Here is a 17,118-nt window from a genome sequence, read left to right as displayed (position 1 = left end):
GCTAGTTCCATCCTTCAAAATTTTTTAGCATGTATCTTTGTTGATATTTATTAAATCTAGTTCTCAATTGCTCTTCTCTTGCTTGAAGTTTAGCCAACATATTAGCACCTGATTTAGCATTATAATCAGAATCAGTTAGCATCTGTTTTAAATTTTCTTCTCTATTTATCTTAGGTTGTAACCAATGTATTTGCATACCATATGATAATATTTTAATTTCCTCTAAATCTAAATCAGATACTATTTCTCCTAAATATTTGTATTTGAAAATTATCTCTTCTGTAGTTTCTACGACAAAACTTATTATAAATTTTTCATCTTCAAAGCTTATTGTATAATCTTTATCTAATTCGTATTCTTCTTTTGTATCTTTTCCCATCAAAGTTATCTCTGCATTTTTATTACTATAATTAGATGTATAACTTAGTTGAGCAGCAGGAATAATTTCTCCACCTTTTTCATCAACATGTTTTATAGTCAAATCTTTTTTACATTGATTAAAATCAACTATAGCATCTTCTAAATAACTGTACATCATTTTTTCTATTATTTCATTTGATAGTAATAACATCTCTTCATCATTAATACCATCCAAAAACTTTTTATATATTTTTACAAGTGGTGTACCCAAATATTCCACCACCTTTAACTAAACAAGTACAAATCTTCTATTCCAATTCTTTTAGCTAATAGTTTAGCCTTTAGCCCAGAATCAAACTTTTTCTTTTTATGTAAATCTATTGCCCTCTCAGCTAATCTTCTTGTTAACTCAACATTATTTTTATTTAATATTTTTTCAAAAGAATTTATATCAACTTTATCAGATAAGAAATATTCTAAATAGTCTTCATTAGGATTTCTTATATGTTCATATAAACTATTCAATCCTAGAAAATCTATTATGTCCATTGGAGTACATTCAACATCTAAAGAATCTACATCCGAAATTATTAATCTATGTTCTTCAAAAAAACCCGGACTTCTTCTTACTATTCTATAAAGAGTATCTAAATCTATAAATTCAGTTGAATCTTTTGAACCTACTTTAGATAAAGAAAAAATTTGTTGTTTTTCTCTTGGGTCAATATAATCAACATCCCATGTGGATATATTTTTTATTTCTATATCTATTTCCTGTTTTTTTTGTTTCAATTTTCTTTGTAGCTCTAATCTATTTAATCTAGCTTCTTTTTTATTTAAAGTAGACTTTATATCCTTTTCTAAAGTATTAGCTTTGACCTCTGTTTTAGAAATATTTTCTTTTTTAGCTTTTGCCATAATAATCTCCCTCCCATTAAAAAAAGAATGTGTATAACCACCTTCTAATTCAATTATTGTATTTTATAAACTCCAAATTTAGCAGCAGTTACAACTCCTAAATGTATTTTTTGAGCCATAAAATATTCTATTTGTTGGTCATCTCTTTCTTTTTCATCAGTATTTTCTATGACCAATACATCTCCTTCAGTACCAAGTTTAATTATTTTCTCTCCATCAGGTATTACATAGATAGCCTTATTATCTAAAGCCCATTCTTTACCTTCTGCTGCATTTTCATCATAAGCATTTGGTAAACTAAGTACTTTATACCCTCCTCTAAATGTTTGTATAAAACCATATTTTCTTTTTTCTTCTTTTTCTAAATCAGTTTGAACACCTTCTAAATTACTTAATGCAAGTGGAGTACCATATATAATAGGCTTTTTACCAGTAGCCCCTTCTACCTTAGCTATCAATTCCAATAATACTTTGTCTGAATTACCTGTAGCTTGAAACTTAGCATTTATTGTTGAATATGCACCTTCAAATGTTTTTGCTATTCTTCTAGCAATATCATAATGATATGAATCTGATACCCTATTCACAAATACAACCCAATTTATTCTTCCTGTTATAAATCTCTCTGCTTCTTCATATATAGCAACAGATAATTTAAATGCTGTTGTAGGAACTTTTTTGTTAAGTAATCTTTGTCTTCTTGTACTATTAACACCATCTGCTATATTTGCAACTTTAAATAAATTAGTATTTTCAACAGTAAATTCTTTTTTATCTCCTAAATCAAAGTTCTCAAAATCACAAAATGGACTAAATACTTCCTCATTTAATCTATTAATATCATCAGATATTAATTCTGATATTAAATTATAAAATCCCCATTTATTTTCTTGGAATTTATAATAATTATATTTTTCTCCTCCCATCATTTCTTTTAATTTATTCTTTATTGCACTTTCAGCATCTCTATATGTTATTGTGTTTCCATCTCTATCTGTATATTCTCTAAATGTATCTGTATATAGCTCATGAGCTATTCTCTTTAAAGTTTTTGCTGTTGCCATTAATTTACACACTTCCTTTTCTATTTTTTTGCATAAAAAAATAACAGTTATAGACTGTTATCTCCTGTTTGTTAATTTTATTTGATTTTATAAAACTTTTATTGTAACCGAATCTTGACCTTCATAGTTCCATAATTCTAATACTTCTGCTACTGGAGTTTTAGCATCTGCTGTAGGCAATTTTTCAAACTGAAACGAATCAGATTTTAATTGTAACTTGTCTTTTACTGCAATACTTTTATCTGCTATATGTAATAGAGATATAGTTACCTCATCTCCTTTTTTTAGTCGTCTACATCTACATATCTGACCAGGAGAAACTTCGTAATCTCTTTCATCTAATCTTTCATCATACATAGTTGCTGGGTCATCAACTATACCCCAATCTAATGTGTCATTTGTAACTTTATATATTTTATGGGTATCCCTACCATACTCCGTGTCTTCAAGTTCTCCAATATTTATTACAGCACCATTTTCTAAATTTATTGGATTGGTATCCTCTGATGGAACAACATATTTACCTGTTAAAACATCAGGATTTTTTACTTTATCTGTTTGTATTATTGCTTTATCTTTCTTCATGTAAATTCCTCCTATTATTCTTTATCTGAATATTTTTTTATAAAAGATATTTCTTCTGGTTCACTAAAACTATCATTATTATTACTTATAGGTATTTTTATCGTATTATTTTTATCATCATTTCTACTAAAATTTTCCTTTTCGCTTTGTTTATTGCTAAGAGTTTTTAATGCAAATATGTAACCCAATTCTTTCTTGTATTCATCTAATGTGATTTCCTTATTATAAGCTTTTATTTTTATATCTTTAATTTCATCTTCTGCTAATTCAAATTTTTGAGCTACATCATCAACTTTAGATTTAAATAACTCAAATTCTTTTTCTTCTTTGAATGCCTGTAACGGCTCTAAACTGGCTTTTAAATTAGATATTTCGTTTTGTTTTTCAGTAAATTTCTCTATTATTTCTTTTTTTAATTTTTCTTGTCTACTAAAAACCTGTACTATTTCTCCTTCTTGTTTTTCCCTCCAAGTTTGTATATATGCTTTTTTATTTTCATAATCCAAAATGACAACATCTTCATTAACTATATATGGAATGCCATAATAATACCCCCAGTTAATTTCATCTTCAACTATAACAATATTCTCTTCTGGTATTAAATCATTATAATAAAAAGCTTGTACTTCAACTTTTTCACCATACCAATTCTCAGTTTCGACTTTGTATTCTTTTAACTTATTTCTTATTTCAGCACTAAGATTACTCACTGCTAAAGCATATCCTTCAGAATTTTTATTAAGTTTTTGATTCTTATTTGGCAAATTCTTTTCCCCCTCTCCATGTTCTAATGCATAAATTTCTGAGCATATTTTAGATATTTCTTCTTTATAATTAATTTTTCTTGAAAATTTAGTTAAACAACAATTTGAACCCATAGCTCCCTTTACATCAGAACCAAGACATGTAATTCCATGATATACATAGTCTTTTATATTATAAAATCCATCTGAATCATCTAATTGATAATCATTTATATCTATTTCCATTGAAATTTCTATTTCATCAGAATCCATAATTATATCGTAAGCATGATTGCTATATGATTTATATATATATCCTTTACATTTAACATACTTCTGCCCATCAATTTCAACCTTTTCATATTTATTTGTTTCTGGTATAACGCCAATTATTCGTTCTTCATAATATTCTTCTAATATAAACCCTTCATCTGTTTGAACTGCTTGTGTTAAAACATTATGACCATCAAAGTCATATTTTCCATCTTCATTTATTTTTACATATCCTAGAATTGGAACATTTTTTAATGTTGGTTCAGCTTTATCAATAGCTTCTTCATAAAATTTAGTTCCATTTGGATTTGTACCTTCATGCATAACATAGATATACACAGGCAAAAGATTACTATTTAATTCTTCCAATTTTTTTTTATCTGAATAATGTTTTAAATTACAAGGTAATTTTAATATTTTTATTTTTTTCACCTCCTTTTAAAAACGTATTTTGCTAGTAAATATAAATCTTTTCATTTCTTCATTACTGAAATTATTTATTAATTTTGATTTATTTTCAAAAACATATAAAATCTTATTATTCAACTTGTTTTCACATATAAAACGATATCCTTTTTCTATTAATAATTTCTTATCGTCTTCAGAAAAAGCATATATAAACTTACTCATAACTAATCATTCTCCCCATTTCCTTTTGCTTGAGTAGAATTACCATTATCTGTCCCTATATCAGATTTGTCTGGTCTACCACTGCTTTGAGTATGAGATGTTTGTTGAGGTATTAAAAACTCATCAAATCCCATTAATTTTTCTGCTTGTAAAGTGTTTATAGCTTGAAGTGGAGTAAACCCAGTACTTGCAATAAACAAACTTTTACTCCCTCCGTATCCCATATCTTCTCGATACTGTTTGGATAAATTCATTTTATTAAAGTGAGTAGTTCCAATAAACTTCATATTAAATAAATTTGCCTTCTTGTCTTTATTTAGTTCAAAGTTAACCCAATTTTCTATCATTTGTTGAATCCTCATAGGAATTAAGCTATCTGCAATAATACCATTTAAGATAGATTCATTATTTATCTTGTCAGAGTTAAGTAAGGCTGTATTTATTCCAGCGTTATCAAATATAAACTCTTTTGCTTCTTTTACATAATCATTTATTTTAGATTTTCCATCTGAAAGAGTATGTGTTTCCAACTCTAAAGGATTTGTAGTTATTGCTGTTCCTTTTGGTAGATTTGCTTTTGTTGAATTGTGATATATGGGAATTAAATTAAGGTCTACTAGTGGTTCATCATTTTTGCCAAATGGTATCTTTTGATGTATTAATTTAATACTTTCTATTACTGCATTTGTGCTTTTTAAATCTTTCATATCTTCAAGCTCCATTAAATCGTCAAATATAAAGCAAAAAAATGGAACTCCTTTCACTGAATCTAAATCATAATTAAATGCTACTGCTTTATCACTTAATTGAAAATATGTATTATCAATTAATTCTTCTCGTGTAAGTAAATTAGATTTATATTTTTTATATATGTTTTTAATTTCTTCTGGAAAGGATATTATGTTTTTGTCAGTAAGTTTTTTTATATTTATAGCGTATCTCATTACATTATTTTCTATCATTGTTATCATACAAAATTTTGCTGGTATCTGTTGTAAAACCATCCCTGAATTATCTTCTATCTTATATAAATAAACCTCTCCTAATTCCAATACTTTTTCGGTTATCCAAGCTGATGTAAATCTTATATTATATTTTTCTAATTGACTCGCCGAATTCATATATGCTTTTGTTATTTTTTCTTTTGTTTTTAATCTACTTATGTCTTTTGGGTATAAGATATGGTCAAAAGTATTCATATTAGCTATTAAATTTAAAACTCTTCTATATGTGCCAGATGTAGCTTTTAATATCATACTTGCATCCTGAAGTATATCCGTATTTGAAATTTGATATGGATTGGAGAGAGCTTTTCTTAATTTGTCTCTGCTTATACTTCTTAACTTATACATTTCTGTTGCTAATGTTGTGGATTCTTTTACTGAGGCATATTTTCCAATTTGAGCATTTAGCATATTGATTTGATTTTGTGTAGAATTGTTGTCTTTAGACTTGCTTTTATTATTATTTTTTTTGCCCACTTATTCACCTCATCTCTTACCAATAAATCATAACAGTTTTTTGATTATTTCTATTTTTTCTTTTCTCTTTTTCTTCCAGATAATCTGCTAAGAAATTCGTATAAGCCAAACTAGAATATCTATCTTTTCTTGCTCCACTTTTTTCCTTTATTTTAATTTTTCCTCCATCAGCACTATATTCTAAATTTATTAACTCATTCACTAAAGCCGTTGTTTGAAGATAAGGGGCAATATATTTTGCTTCTAATTCTGCCTTTTTATCTATTTCATCTGCCTTTATCATTTCTTTTTCTAATATCATTTCTTTTGCTTCAATATCACTTATAGGAAGTTCTAAGGTTCTATTTGTAAGGACATCTCTTAAAGACATAGCCATTTTATGATTTTCATCAGCGTAAGCTTTCATGGAATATACAACAGGAAGTGATTTTTTTGCTAGTGACTTGTCAACAGTATTATCTTCATTAAAACATGTGTAAGCATCATACCATTCATCTCTATCTGAATCATAATTTGCTTTCTGTATATAGCTCCATACAGTTGTTCCTATACCTTGCGTATCTAATATCATATAATCTGCCTGAAAATCTGAAAATAATTGTTTTAATCTTATTGCTTGTTTTTCAGCTTCCATACCATTATATGCTTCTATATGGACAACACATCTTTTATATGTGCCTTCATTTGGAAGCATCCTCATCAAAGTATAAATAGAATTATCATTCTTAACTCCTCTGGCCAAAGCTATATCTGCACCAATAATTCGTATTTCTCCTTTTATCTTATTAAGATGATATTTCTTATCTCTTTTTTTCTTATTTTCAAGATACTCTATATCACTAGGAGGATAAAACATACTTTCCAATACCCTACATGGATTCACCCAAGATGATTTGAAGAAAGCATCGTCTGATTCATTATAAAACACTCCACAATACTCCATCATGAAAGAAGCATCACTCATACTCTCTTTTTTCATTTCTTTAAGTATTCTTTTTTTAGTTAATAGTCCATGTTCTAAAGAGCAAGTGAATGGAATACTACATGCAAACATATCTTCACCACTAAGCATACCTTTTACTGTTTCCATAAACTTTTTATAACTCCAATGCTGAGAATACCAGCCTGAACTAAGATAAATTTCTTTATTCTCTTCTTGCATATATCTATATTTAGGATTCTGTAAATATCCTGGTTGTCTTGGGTTTGTTAAAAATGGAACTAAAACATCATTTACAGTTCCTTCATCCACCATTCTATATTCGTCAACAATAAGAACATTAGCTCTGTAACCTCTTGCATCATCATTAGATACAACAGCTTCTATTCTGCTTCCATTCCAAAAATCTATAGATACTTCTTGTGCATTTACTTGGAAACTTTTAATTTCTCTTTTCAGAGTATCTGATTTTAAGTATAAATCACCTAAAATTTTACTTGTAATAAGTAGTTTTGCTTGTTTCTTTCTTTTTGCTGCTATTAAAACACAAGTACCTGGCTTTAATACAGCTATAACACAACAAAACACTCCTAGAAGCCATGATTTTCCCAGTCCACGAGACGCAATAAATACAAATTGGTCAGACTTCATCATCATATAAATTAATATCTGTTGAAATAAATGTAGATTAAATCCAAAGTAATCCATACAGAATCTATGTGGATTTGCGAGATAAAAAGCACCCCAATACTCTCCTATACTCTCTAGTAGATTTCGGGATGAATCATTAGATGACAGCTCTCTTTTTTCATATTTAGTCCTCATTTTTATTACCTTCTAAAATGTCTCTTACATCATCTTTAAATTTAATATCTTTATCGCCATCATTTATCGAATACTTACCTGTAGCCAAACCTAATGCAACAGCAAGTGGTTTTTTCATATGTTTATTTACATAAGCTTCAAATCCATCTACATCTTCATATTCCTTTAACCTATCATTTACAGGTTTATTTTTTTCATATATCATCATTTTCATTCCAAATGTATCATCTTGCGAATCTCCAGCTTTCTTTTTCTGACTAGGCTTTATTTCAGCATCTTGCATTTTACTTGATACTAATTTAGAGAGATCATTAAAAGCTTTCATATCTCCCTTTTCTCTTGATTTATCTTTTTCTAATTCAATAATACAAATCTCTTCAAACAATTTTCTTTCAGTTAATGATTCTGGTTCATAATATTCTTTATATTCCTTATATTTTCTTTCTAAGATTTTATACTCATAATCATCAAAACCTCTTCCCCATTTTAATTTAATTTCATCATTTATGACTATATTTTTATTATTATTACCTCCTGTATATATTTCTTTCAATAAATTATCTAAAGATGTCTTTCCCTTATATTTTGAATTTCTATTAATAATTTTCATATATTCATCTATTAATTCATCTTTATTTTTTTTATCTGCAAGTTCTTTAGCTAATTTTTCATCAAAATAAACATCAAAGTTGAAACATATATGTTTTAGTGCCTTTACAAGTTCTCCATTGTAACACCCATTTAATAGTAAAAACCTAGCTCTAAAACATTCTTTGCATACTGGAAGTCTTTTATTTAAAGTAAATATTTCACTATGACTTTTCCAAAAATATCTATCTGTATATTTTTCTTCACCACAATTCAAACACTTTGTTTTACTAATTGCCATTCATAACATCACCACCATTAAAAAAGACCACTAGAGATTTAGTTCTCTAGTGGTTAATAGGGAGATTCAACTCAATTAAGAGCTGAATTAAATTTACAATATAAACTTAACTCAGCTCTTAATAAATAACTTATAGCTTACTTAAATTTATATTGTAAGTACATATTCTCCCACTTTCATTAAATATCATTAATTTTTGCATTGCGTATGAACTTAATCTTAGATTCTTAGCATAAGAATCCGTTCCGGAGAAACTTCCATTTACACATATTTCACTTTCTCCATAATTATCTTCCTTACAATTATGTAAATGAGCCATAAAGATATAATCAGGAATTAATTTTATAAGAGAGGTCAATTTAGGAATTGCTGTAGACATTTTATCTTTATCTCCATGTACTGCGAAACATGTATTTCCACATATTTTAGCTACTATTATATCATTATCATATATATTTTCTTGGAATATTACATTGCCTAAACTTTTAATTCTTAGCTTTATATATTCATCTATTAATAGTGTAAAATTATCTTTATCTAAATTTTCATCTTTTTTAGGAAGAATCCTATCATGGTTTCCACATGCTGAATAAACAATGATTTTATCAATTTCTTTAGATAGTTCATATATAAATTCACTAAGTATTTCAGATACTTCTATAATTTGTTCAACTATATTTTCTCTATTTTCTAATCTTATAGAATTATGTATATGTCCAGAAATTAAATCTCCAAGTAGCATTACATGCAGTCTCTTAACCTTATGTAACTTACTATATTCAATAATTTTATCTTTTAAATATTGTATCCTTATCTTGAATATTTCTGAATTATATCTATTAAATGCATTAATAGTCTCTAATCCATAATGTATGTCTGAAATTAGCATAATAGCCTCTTGATTTGAAGATTCATAGCATTTGTAACTAGAATCACTTAGAAACGGCTTATGAAGTGATATATCATCTATTTTATTATTAAATAAATCAATTATATTATCCATTCTTGAATATTCTCTTATTTTCTTATTTACTAATGACCTTTCATCAGATAACTGTACTTTCATCTTTTTCAACTCTAATATTTTCTCATTTATTTTATCAATCTCTTCTTGAGTAGAATTATCCTGTATCTTAGAATTAAGATAATCAAAAGCCTCTTTCAAGCCATAAGAAACCTTTCTACAATGGTCTGGAGAACATTCTAACCCTAATAGTTCAACTATCTCTCCCCAATCCAAATCTATCTCTTTATTAGCTTTTGCTAATCGTATTCTAAACCTGTAATCAATCAAAGATTCATCTTCTTTTCTCTTCAATATGTCTTCCATATTCAATATCTCCCTGTTTATCACATAAATATCATTATCGATATATTAAGTAAAAATAAATAGCCCAATGTTAATTTATTGGACTATTGTTTCACTTAATCTTATCGTTATGTTTAAATCTGTATCACCAGTATACTTATCCAAAACATCACTAAGTAATACTTCATGGTCTCCATCTTTCAAATGTTCTATAATTTTATATGTATTATTTTCTTGTTTTATTATTTCACATTTTTCTAATACTGTTCCTTTATTATTTTTCATGTACTCTCACCTTTTTTATAATTTTACTAACTCTACTGGGAATATATTTATTTGCAAATTAGGCAGCCTTGTAGCTAACAATAGCTAATATAAGTTAACGCATTTAGCATTTATCAAGGATTTTCTATAACTTTTTTATTTTATTTTTACTATTTTAATAATTTAATCTTTTATCCTTGAGATTTTACATTTGAATTTTTAACTTTAAGCTTTATATCCATTATTCTCTTTTATACAGTACAATCGTTTCGTTTGTATGTACCCATCACTTTTATATAAGCAGTTTGATTTTTAACCCAAAACCAATGGGAACTTATAATTTATGTTATTCGCCTAACCTGCAAATTAAAAAATAGCCTAATTAAAGACTATTTTAAATCTACATCTATAATTGTAAGTGCATTTGATGTACTCAATGCAAAATCAACTTCTTTTTCAAATTCTTCTATTTCATCCCTTAACTTTTCTATTTTCTCTCTTACTTTTAAAGGGTCTACTAAAGACCATTCTTGTTGTTTTTTATAAAATGAAATAAGTTCTGCTCCATCTTTACTTTTTTCTTTTTCCTCAAACATTTTATCTGTATTTCTTTGTACTTCTTCATTTCTACGATTTACTTCAGACATCATACAATCATAGTTACTAACCATTTGTCTCAACAAGGATTTATCTAATTCTATACTATTTTTTCTTTTTATTGCTTCTAAAACTGTATAATTTTTATTACCAATTTGAACATTTGTTATAGCATTAGAGATATTAATTGCTTTATCTAATGCATTATAATTATATATTAAATCTTCTATTTGCTGGTATTTACTTGAAACTTCTACATTAAAATCTTCTACACTTGTTTTTGTTTCATATACATTTTTATCAGAACCTTTTTTAGTACCTACAATTTTAAAATTACTAATACATCTATCTATCTTATCTTCTAATAACTTCTTTTCTGCTAAAGCTTTATGAACATTATATTTAACCATAAAAACATCTCCCTTTTAATTAAAATATTATTTTAAAACAACAAATTCTTTTATTGGAAGAGAGGAAGGGATTTGAACCCTTGTATCATTTAATTGACCTAATAGTTTAGCAAACTATCCTCTTTACCACTTGAGTACCTCTCCATATTTGGCAGGAGCAGAAAGACTTGAACCTTCATAGCATAATATTTGCACAGTTTTGGAGACTGCTACTTTAACAAAAAAGAGACTTATAATTAAGTCTCTTTCTACTATTTCTTATTGGAGATTTTACTCTCATCTTAGTGAACTGGGGACATTACTCCCATCTTAATGGTAGGAATAATGAGAGTTGAACTCACGACCTCCAGAACTACATTCTGACGCTCTAACCACCTGAGCTACATTCCTTTTAGTGGCATCATCATCTTATATTGTAAGATACCTATTACTAGCCACTAGAGCTTCTCAAAATGAGCTATCTCTGCTAATTGTATTAACTTTTAGCATATTCTAGGTTTGCTATCATATGTCACCATATGAAGGGGCTTTTAACCCATACACTCTCTATACAATTGCATCTTTTAGAGATTTAGCTATTTTTAATTTTGGAACTCTTTTTTCCTCAGTTTTCCAAGGTTTTTTAGTTCCATCTTTAAGAGTTATTTCTCCTTCTTTACCTTTTTGTATTTTAGTTAGGTATTTAACTCCCATCAACGTCAATTCTTCACCATCTTGTAGTACTTCGTTTCTTTTTTTTTCTATCACATCAAGTATCTCTCTTACTCTTATCTGTGACACACCTAATTCTTCTGCTACTTCTTTTAAAAAATCTACTTTTTTCATATTTTCTTAATCTCCCTTTTCTTATATAATTTTCATTTGATGATAGTAAGGGGTAATTTTATTATTTTTATTAACCCCTTACATAAGTAATATCTTTTAAGCGACCCTTTTTTAAACCACTTTTCCCCACCAGCTAATTACAGTTTTTACAATTTGAGCGATATCCCTTTTTACCATTTTTATCAAACCTAGATAGCAGCTTAATTTTTCCACATCTGCTACATTTTTTATATTTTCCTTTACAAACAGATATATAATAATAATTTTCTTCATAATTTTTTTCATATGTATCTATTATTTTGTTTACTATTTTATTTATTTGGTTATTTATTGCTTGAGGAGTTATATTCATTAAATTTGAAATAAACTCTAATGATTTATCTTTTCTATATAAATTTAAAATATCTTTTTGTACTGTAGTAAATTCAGTCTTAGATATAATATTATTTAAATCCATAACTATACATGTTAAATCATCTTGTAAATCATTTCCCTTTTGAACCTTTAGAAGCTCTTTAACATGTGATTTATCAAACATATCTAAATAGTCCCATTCTGGGCTTCCAGCATCTGCTAATGGTGCTTTCCATATAATAGGTCTCTCTATAGAATTTTTAGCATCAGTCATATCATTTTTTAATGCATTTAAATTCTTCCTAACTATTCTCTTAAGTTTTAACTCTTCTTTACTTAATTGTTTATGTCCTAATTCTTTATATTTAGCTTTATACCATTCATAAGTATCTGAGTATGTTTTTATAATTGGATATTTTCTAATATCCTTAGGTTTGACTTTTATATCTTTTATTTTTTTATAGTTTTTAGGTAATTGAAAAAATGCAAAGGAATTGTCTTCTAGGAATCCATCTTTATTAGAAGTGTTTGAATTTATATTTCCACCATTTGCAGGTGCTATTTTATTTAGAAGTGCTTCTTCCTGACATGCTCTATTAAATAACTCTTTTGAATTGTATATTCTTATTTTAGTTTCCTTAGGTTTATCATCAGCTGATAATATATAACTCCCCATTATTTCTAATGTTTTTGCTATATTAGAAGTGGAATATGTGCTGTCAGCTTTATTTAATATCAACTTAATTTTCGATGTATTATGATGTGTATACTCCCATGTACCATTACTATTACTAAAGGGATTTTTAACATCTATATATTCGACTGGATTAATCTGATTATAGTCACACCAAGTAATGAATCTATTATAATCCATAACTACTTCTTCTCCATCAATAATAACATAATATACACCATCTTTATCTAAAGGACTATCTGATGTTTGCTCAAATATATTTTCCCAAAATTTATCATTGAATTGTTTTTTTTCTTGATATTTCACTCTAGTAATAATATTCTCATTTCTTTTTGTAAGAGTATTATAAAATGTATCTATATAATTTCTATTTGACTCTTCAAACCATGTGTGTTTTACCCCTAATCGTTCCTCTATGTATTTAATTCTATCTTTGCTATTGTCTATGCTATAATCTAAGTTCTTTATGTAATCTTGTGCAGATTTACCATCTATTTCTTCATAAAAATTGTTATTATTATATATCAATATTATATCTCCTTTCCTTGCAATCCATCATCATAATCTGTATCATCATAATCCCATAGTTCATCCTTAAAATCCTCCTTATGCCTTTCATTTACGACATCATATGAAGACCATTTACTCATCTCTGTATATGTATCTATCATTTGTTCATATTCCTCATTCAATATTTGATACCTATTTTTATGCACTCCTGTCTTCTCTGATTCATCTAAATCTTCTAAATATATTAATTCTATTTTTTTCTCTTTCATACTTCTCCTTTTCTATATTATAAGATTTTATCTAATTAATTTTCTTGGTCACATTTCTGTGCCGTTTTTTTGCCTTTTGGTCACATTTCTGTGCCACCCCTAAATTTAATTTTTTAACTGTTTTTCCTATGTTTTTGTTAATTTTTATAGTTCATTACCTCTTATTCTTAGACAGACTTTCTAAATACAATTAAAAAAGCATAAATCAATTGTTTTCTTTGCTAAATTTAAATTATTTCCCTTCCATATTACACAAGGATTTATAACAAAATAATCTGTATTTTTATTATTCCCTTCAATAATTACATATTTAAAAAAATAATATTTATCATCTTCTACTTTTATATAAAATCTAAGTAATTCTTTTTTAAATTTGTTCATATCTTGTTTTATTGTACTAATATTTAATAATTGACAAATTTTATATAAACTAATTTTTTTTATTTTTGAAATATCTGTTTCATGAGGGTTTAAACATAAGATATTACTCTCGAAATGTATATATGGTATGAGTTGATATATATAACTTAATTGTTTATGTTGTCTTGGTGTGCAATGTTCAAAAAGAAATCTACTAGTATTTATATATATTCTTGTATATTCTTTATTTTCAAAATTAGGAATTCCTTTAGTAAAATACTTTGGATTTATATAAAATTTATTATTAGATTCATATAATAACTCACATTTTTTTACGTCTGCTAAAAAATTTCTAAATGCCCTATCTTTAAGATTTAATATTTCTCTCATGTTTTTTCTATCTATAGGAATCATTTCTTTAAACTGAGAATATCTAACCAATAAATTTTCCTTTCCTGTATTATAGTTTAGATATGTTGCAAGATATATTAACCTACTTATATTAGCTTTACTTATATTTACTTCATTAAATAATAATTCATTTTTAACATAAGTACAAAATACAAAACCTCCTAATTTAAAATTATGGTATGGTAATTCTTTTTTGTTATTCATAATAGCCTTTTGCTCTGGCGAAAAGCTCTTTTTTCTCTTTCCAATTTCAAGTACCTCACCTCTTTTCATTCCTTTATATTCTAATATTTCTCCTGTTCTTTTGTCTGTTACAATAACATCTTTTATAAATTCATTACCTCTAACTATAAATATCTACCTCTTTTCCTATAAATTTTATTTCAATTACAAGATAAAAACCATCTTGCAATTGTTCTTCGCAACATGTTGCTTCAGAAATTTTATTACCCTCTATGTTCTATTTCTATTATATCACATACCCTCTATGTTCTCAATATTTTTTTTAAATATCTACCCAAAATTTCTTGAGTAGATATTTTTATTTAATCTGGCATATTATTAAATATATTCTTAATAATAGGATTTTCTTTTTTTATATCTTTTTTTTCTTCAGTAACACTTGTCTTTTTATTTGTCCTATATACACCATTGCCTAAACATTGTTTTAATAATTTATTTTCTTCTTGAAGATTTTTCCACTCTAATATTATTCTTTCCAAAGCTGTATTTCTACTGCTTATATTTTTATCATTTTGATATTTTTCTATTTCACCAAATATATCTTCTTCTAAATAAAAGCTAGATGATTTTTTCATATAATATCACTCCTAGAATTGTTCCATACCTACTTCAAATAATCCTTTAGCTGTAACCATTTGAGCGTCTTTAGAGACTTTGAATCTATTATCAAATGTCATATGTAATGCAGTACCTCCACTCACATATACATCCATTTCATCTATATTTTTCCACTTAGAAGCTATTCTTTGAGCTGTACTTTCAGATGCCATAATATAGGCAGCCTTTTTAAGTTCATCATAATCATTAGAACTATCTATTTCATTAAGCTCTCTTATTATACCTCTATCTTTAAGTTGTTTTTGAACTATTGTTAAAGCATCTTGATTTCCGGCTTCTAATGTATCTGATAGTTTGTCATTAAATACAAAACCTTTTTCAAAGTAGGATAATTCTGTGGTTCTAAATCCTATATGAGCCACACCAACCGCCTTGTCTTCATTCACTTCACCTTCTAACAAATGATATAAAGCGGCATCCCCTTCTCTAAATATGGATATGTCAGATATTTTTATTTCTTTATATCCACCCTTTATTTTATCTTTTATTTTGAATGTCTTACCTTTATATGTATCTATTACTTCTTTTAATGTAGTTTTTCTAAATGATTTATATGGAACACCCAACATTATTTTTACTTCATCAGCTACAGTTATTTCATTAAGAGCAGCAGCAACTAATATTCTCATTGTCAAAGATATTTTAGAGTCATCAGAATTTCTTATAGGTGTTATACTTTCTTTTTCCGCTAATAAGCCAATAAAATAACTTACACCTTCAAAATCTATGTATATTGGATTTTCATATTTCTCAAAATCTATGTTTCTTCCATCACCAAATACTGATTTGAATAAACATTCTTTAACCATTCCATTGTACTTACTATATCCTTTTACGTATCCTCTTCCTATATCTAAGCCTATAACTTGGTAATTTTCTTCCATTTTTATTCCTCCTAAGTAAATATTTGCTAAATATATTATACCATATAAAAACTTGATAATTACATTAAATTTGCACAAAAATTCAACTATAAAATGACATTTTTTAGTTATTAGTTAAAATTAGCACTAAATTAGAACTATATATTATTTAAATTTAAACTAATAATTTATTATTAAAAATTTTTAGTTAATATTTAAATCATATATCAACTATTTCCAAACCAATAAATCAATTTCTTTAACTATACTATTTGTGTTTTTTTAGATGTTAATTTTAATTTTAAGTAAAATATTGAAATTTATTTTCTTACAGACGACATTTTAATTCTAATTTAATAAATCTTCCTATATTTCAAGTTATTTTTTGTATTTAATATTTTTATATGTATTAGTTATTTTTATGTAATCAATACATACACTTTTATTTTATATTTTCCTTGTTGAGAATGTAATTTAAGAGTAAAAATCTAAGAAATATCTTTAGATAAATATTTGTTTTATGTGGAAAATACAGAACTATTTCGTCTGTAAATCCGTCTGCATTTTTTTTGAAATGTGGAAATGAAAGGACTACACGCAAAATTTTACTGACAAACAAGCCGCTTTCCATAAAATACCCCCTACCTCATTTTTATTTATTTTAATATGTAAAATACTCCATT

18 protein-coding genes and 2 tRNA genes are annotated in these 17,118 nt (G+C 26.7%); all 20 read right to left on the bottom strand.

Translation table 11 applies throughout. The annotated features are described in order from the left end of the window. Position 1: 1 nt before the first annotated feature. Positions 2 to 640, bottom strand: a complete 639-nt coding sequence (locus KGF42_RS03755; protein WP_227825797.1) for a hypothetical protein — start codon at positions 638 to 640, stop codon at positions 2 to 4. Positions 641 to 645: 5 nt separating this feature from the next. Further along, the gene (locus tag KGF42_RS03750; RefSeq protein WP_227825772.1) at positions 646 to 1,278 is read right to left on the bottom strand and encodes a hypothetical protein; all 633 of its coding nucleotides are present in this window, start codon (positions 1,276 to 1,278) and stop codon (positions 646 to 648) included. Between the two features lie 53 nt (positions 1,279 to 1,331). After that, positions 1,332 to 2,342 (bottom strand): hypothetical protein, encoded by a 1,011-nt coding sequence (locus KGF42_RS03745; protein WP_009894822.1) that lies wholly within the window; start codon positions 2,340 to 2,342, stop codon positions 1,332 to 1,334. Positions 2,343 to 2,429: 87 nt separating this feature from the next. Beyond that, the gene (locus tag KGF42_RS03740; protein ID WP_009894820.1) at positions 2,430 to 2,927 is read right to left on the bottom strand and encodes a hypothetical protein; all 498 of its coding nucleotides are present in this window, start codon (positions 2,925 to 2,927) and stop codon (positions 2,430 to 2,432) included. Positions 2,928 to 2,941: 14 nt separating this feature from the next. After that, positions 2,942 to 4,375 carry a hypothetical protein gene (locus tag KGF42_RS03735; RefSeq protein ID WP_227825771.1) on the bottom strand — a complete coding sequence of 478 codons (1,434 nt, stop codon included), beginning with the start codon at positions 4,373 to 4,375 and terminating at the stop codon, positions 2,942 to 2,944. 6 nt (positions 4,376 to 4,381) lie between these two features. Next, positions 4,382 to 4,573, bottom strand: a complete 192-nt coding sequence (locus KGF42_RS03730; RefSeq protein WP_227825770.1) for a hypothetical protein — start codon at positions 4,571 to 4,573, stop codon at positions 4,382 to 4,384. A gap of 2 nt (positions 4,574 to 4,575) precedes the next feature. Next, positions 4,576 to 6,054: a hypothetical protein gene (locus tag KGF42_RS03725; RefSeq protein WP_227825769.1), complete on the bottom strand. Its 1,479-nt coding sequence runs from the start codon at positions 6,052 to 6,054 to the stop codon at positions 4,576 to 4,578. 16 nt (positions 6,055 to 6,070) lie between these two features. Beyond that, positions 6,071 to 7,819, bottom strand: coding sequence for a hypothetical protein (locus KGF42_RS03720; protein WP_009894812.1), 1,749 nt, complete (start codon positions 7,817 to 7,819; stop codon positions 6,071 to 6,073). Next, positions 7,809 to 8,708 carry a hypothetical protein gene (locus KGF42_RS03715; protein WP_227825768.1) on the bottom strand — a complete coding sequence of 300 codons (900 nt, stop codon included), beginning with the start codon at positions 8,706 to 8,708 and terminating at the stop codon, positions 7,809 to 7,811. Before KGF42_RS03715 ends, KGF42_RS03720 begins: the two co-directional genes overlap by 11 nt. Before the next feature lie 130 nt (positions 8,709 to 8,838). Beyond that, the gene (locus tag KGF42_RS03710; protein ID WP_227825767.1) at positions 8,839 to 10,038 is read right to left on the bottom strand and encodes a hypothetical protein; all 1,200 of its coding nucleotides are present in this window, start codon (positions 10,036 to 10,038) and stop codon (positions 8,839 to 8,841) included. A 75-nt stretch (positions 10,039 to 10,113) separates the two neighbouring features. Then, complete coding sequence (locus KGF42_RS03705) at positions 10,114 to 10,302, bottom strand: hypothetical protein (protein WP_009894806.1); 189 nt, start codon at positions 10,300 to 10,302, stop codon at positions 10,114 to 10,116. A gap of 368 nt (positions 10,303 to 10,670) precedes the next feature. Beyond that, positions 10,671 to 11,288, bottom strand: coding sequence for a hypothetical protein (locus KGF42_RS03700; RefSeq protein ID WP_227825766.1), 618 nt, complete (start codon positions 11,286 to 11,288; stop codon positions 10,671 to 10,673). Positions 11,289 to 11,342: 54 nt separating this feature from the next. Next, positions 11,343 to 11,432: transfer RNA gene (locus tag KGF42_RS03695), tRNA-Ser, on the bottom strand. Between the two features lie 169 nt (positions 11,433 to 11,601). After that, positions 11,602 to 11,678, bottom strand: a tRNA-Tyr gene (locus KGF42_RS03690). Positions 11,679 to 11,834: 156 nt separating this feature from the next. Next, positions 11,835 to 12,113: an HU family DNA-binding protein gene (locus KGF42_RS03685; protein WP_227825765.1), complete on the bottom strand. Its 279-nt coding sequence runs from the start codon at positions 12,111 to 12,113 to the stop codon at positions 11,835 to 11,837. A gap of 133 nt (positions 12,114 to 12,246) precedes the next feature. Then, complete coding sequence (locus KGF42_RS03680; RefSeq protein WP_227825764.1) at positions 12,247 to 13,689, bottom strand: hypothetical protein; 1,443 nt, start codon at positions 13,687 to 13,689, stop codon at positions 12,247 to 12,249. 2 nt (positions 13,690 to 13,691) lie between these two features. Next, positions 13,692 to 13,940 carry a hypothetical protein gene (locus KGF42_RS03675; protein WP_227825763.1) on the bottom strand — a complete coding sequence of 83 codons (249 nt, stop codon included), beginning with the start codon at positions 13,938 to 13,940 and terminating at the stop codon, positions 13,692 to 13,694. 180 nt (positions 13,941 to 14,120) lie between these two features. Further along, the gene (locus KGF42_RS03670) at positions 14,121 to 14,984 is read right to left on the bottom strand and encodes a hypothetical protein (protein WP_227825762.1); all 864 of its coding nucleotides are present in this window, start codon (positions 14,982 to 14,984) and stop codon (positions 14,121 to 14,123) included. 272 nt (positions 14,985 to 15,256) lie between these two features. Continuing rightward, on the bottom strand, positions 15,257 to 15,529 hold the full coding sequence (locus KGF42_RS03665) for a hypothetical protein (protein ID WP_021381339.1): 273 nt from the start codon (positions 15,527 to 15,529) through the stop codon (positions 15,257 to 15,259). 12 nt (positions 15,530 to 15,541) lie between these two features. Beyond that, positions 15,542 to 16,456 (bottom strand): ParM/StbA family protein, encoded by a 915-nt coding sequence (locus KGF42_RS03660; RefSeq protein ID WP_227825761.1) that lies wholly within the window; start codon positions 16,454 to 16,456, stop codon positions 15,542 to 15,544. Between the last annotated feature and the right edge of the window lie 662 nt (positions 16,457 to 17,118).

Source organism: Clostridioides sp. ZZV15-6383 (assembly GCF_020657735.1).
Classification (GTDB): Bacteria; Bacillota; Clostridia; order Peptostreptococcales; family Peptostreptococcaceae; genus Clostridioides; species Clostridioides difficile_D.
The sequence above is the reverse complement of the archived record's forward strand: the minus strand, read 5'-3'. Positions and strand labels throughout refer to the sequence as shown.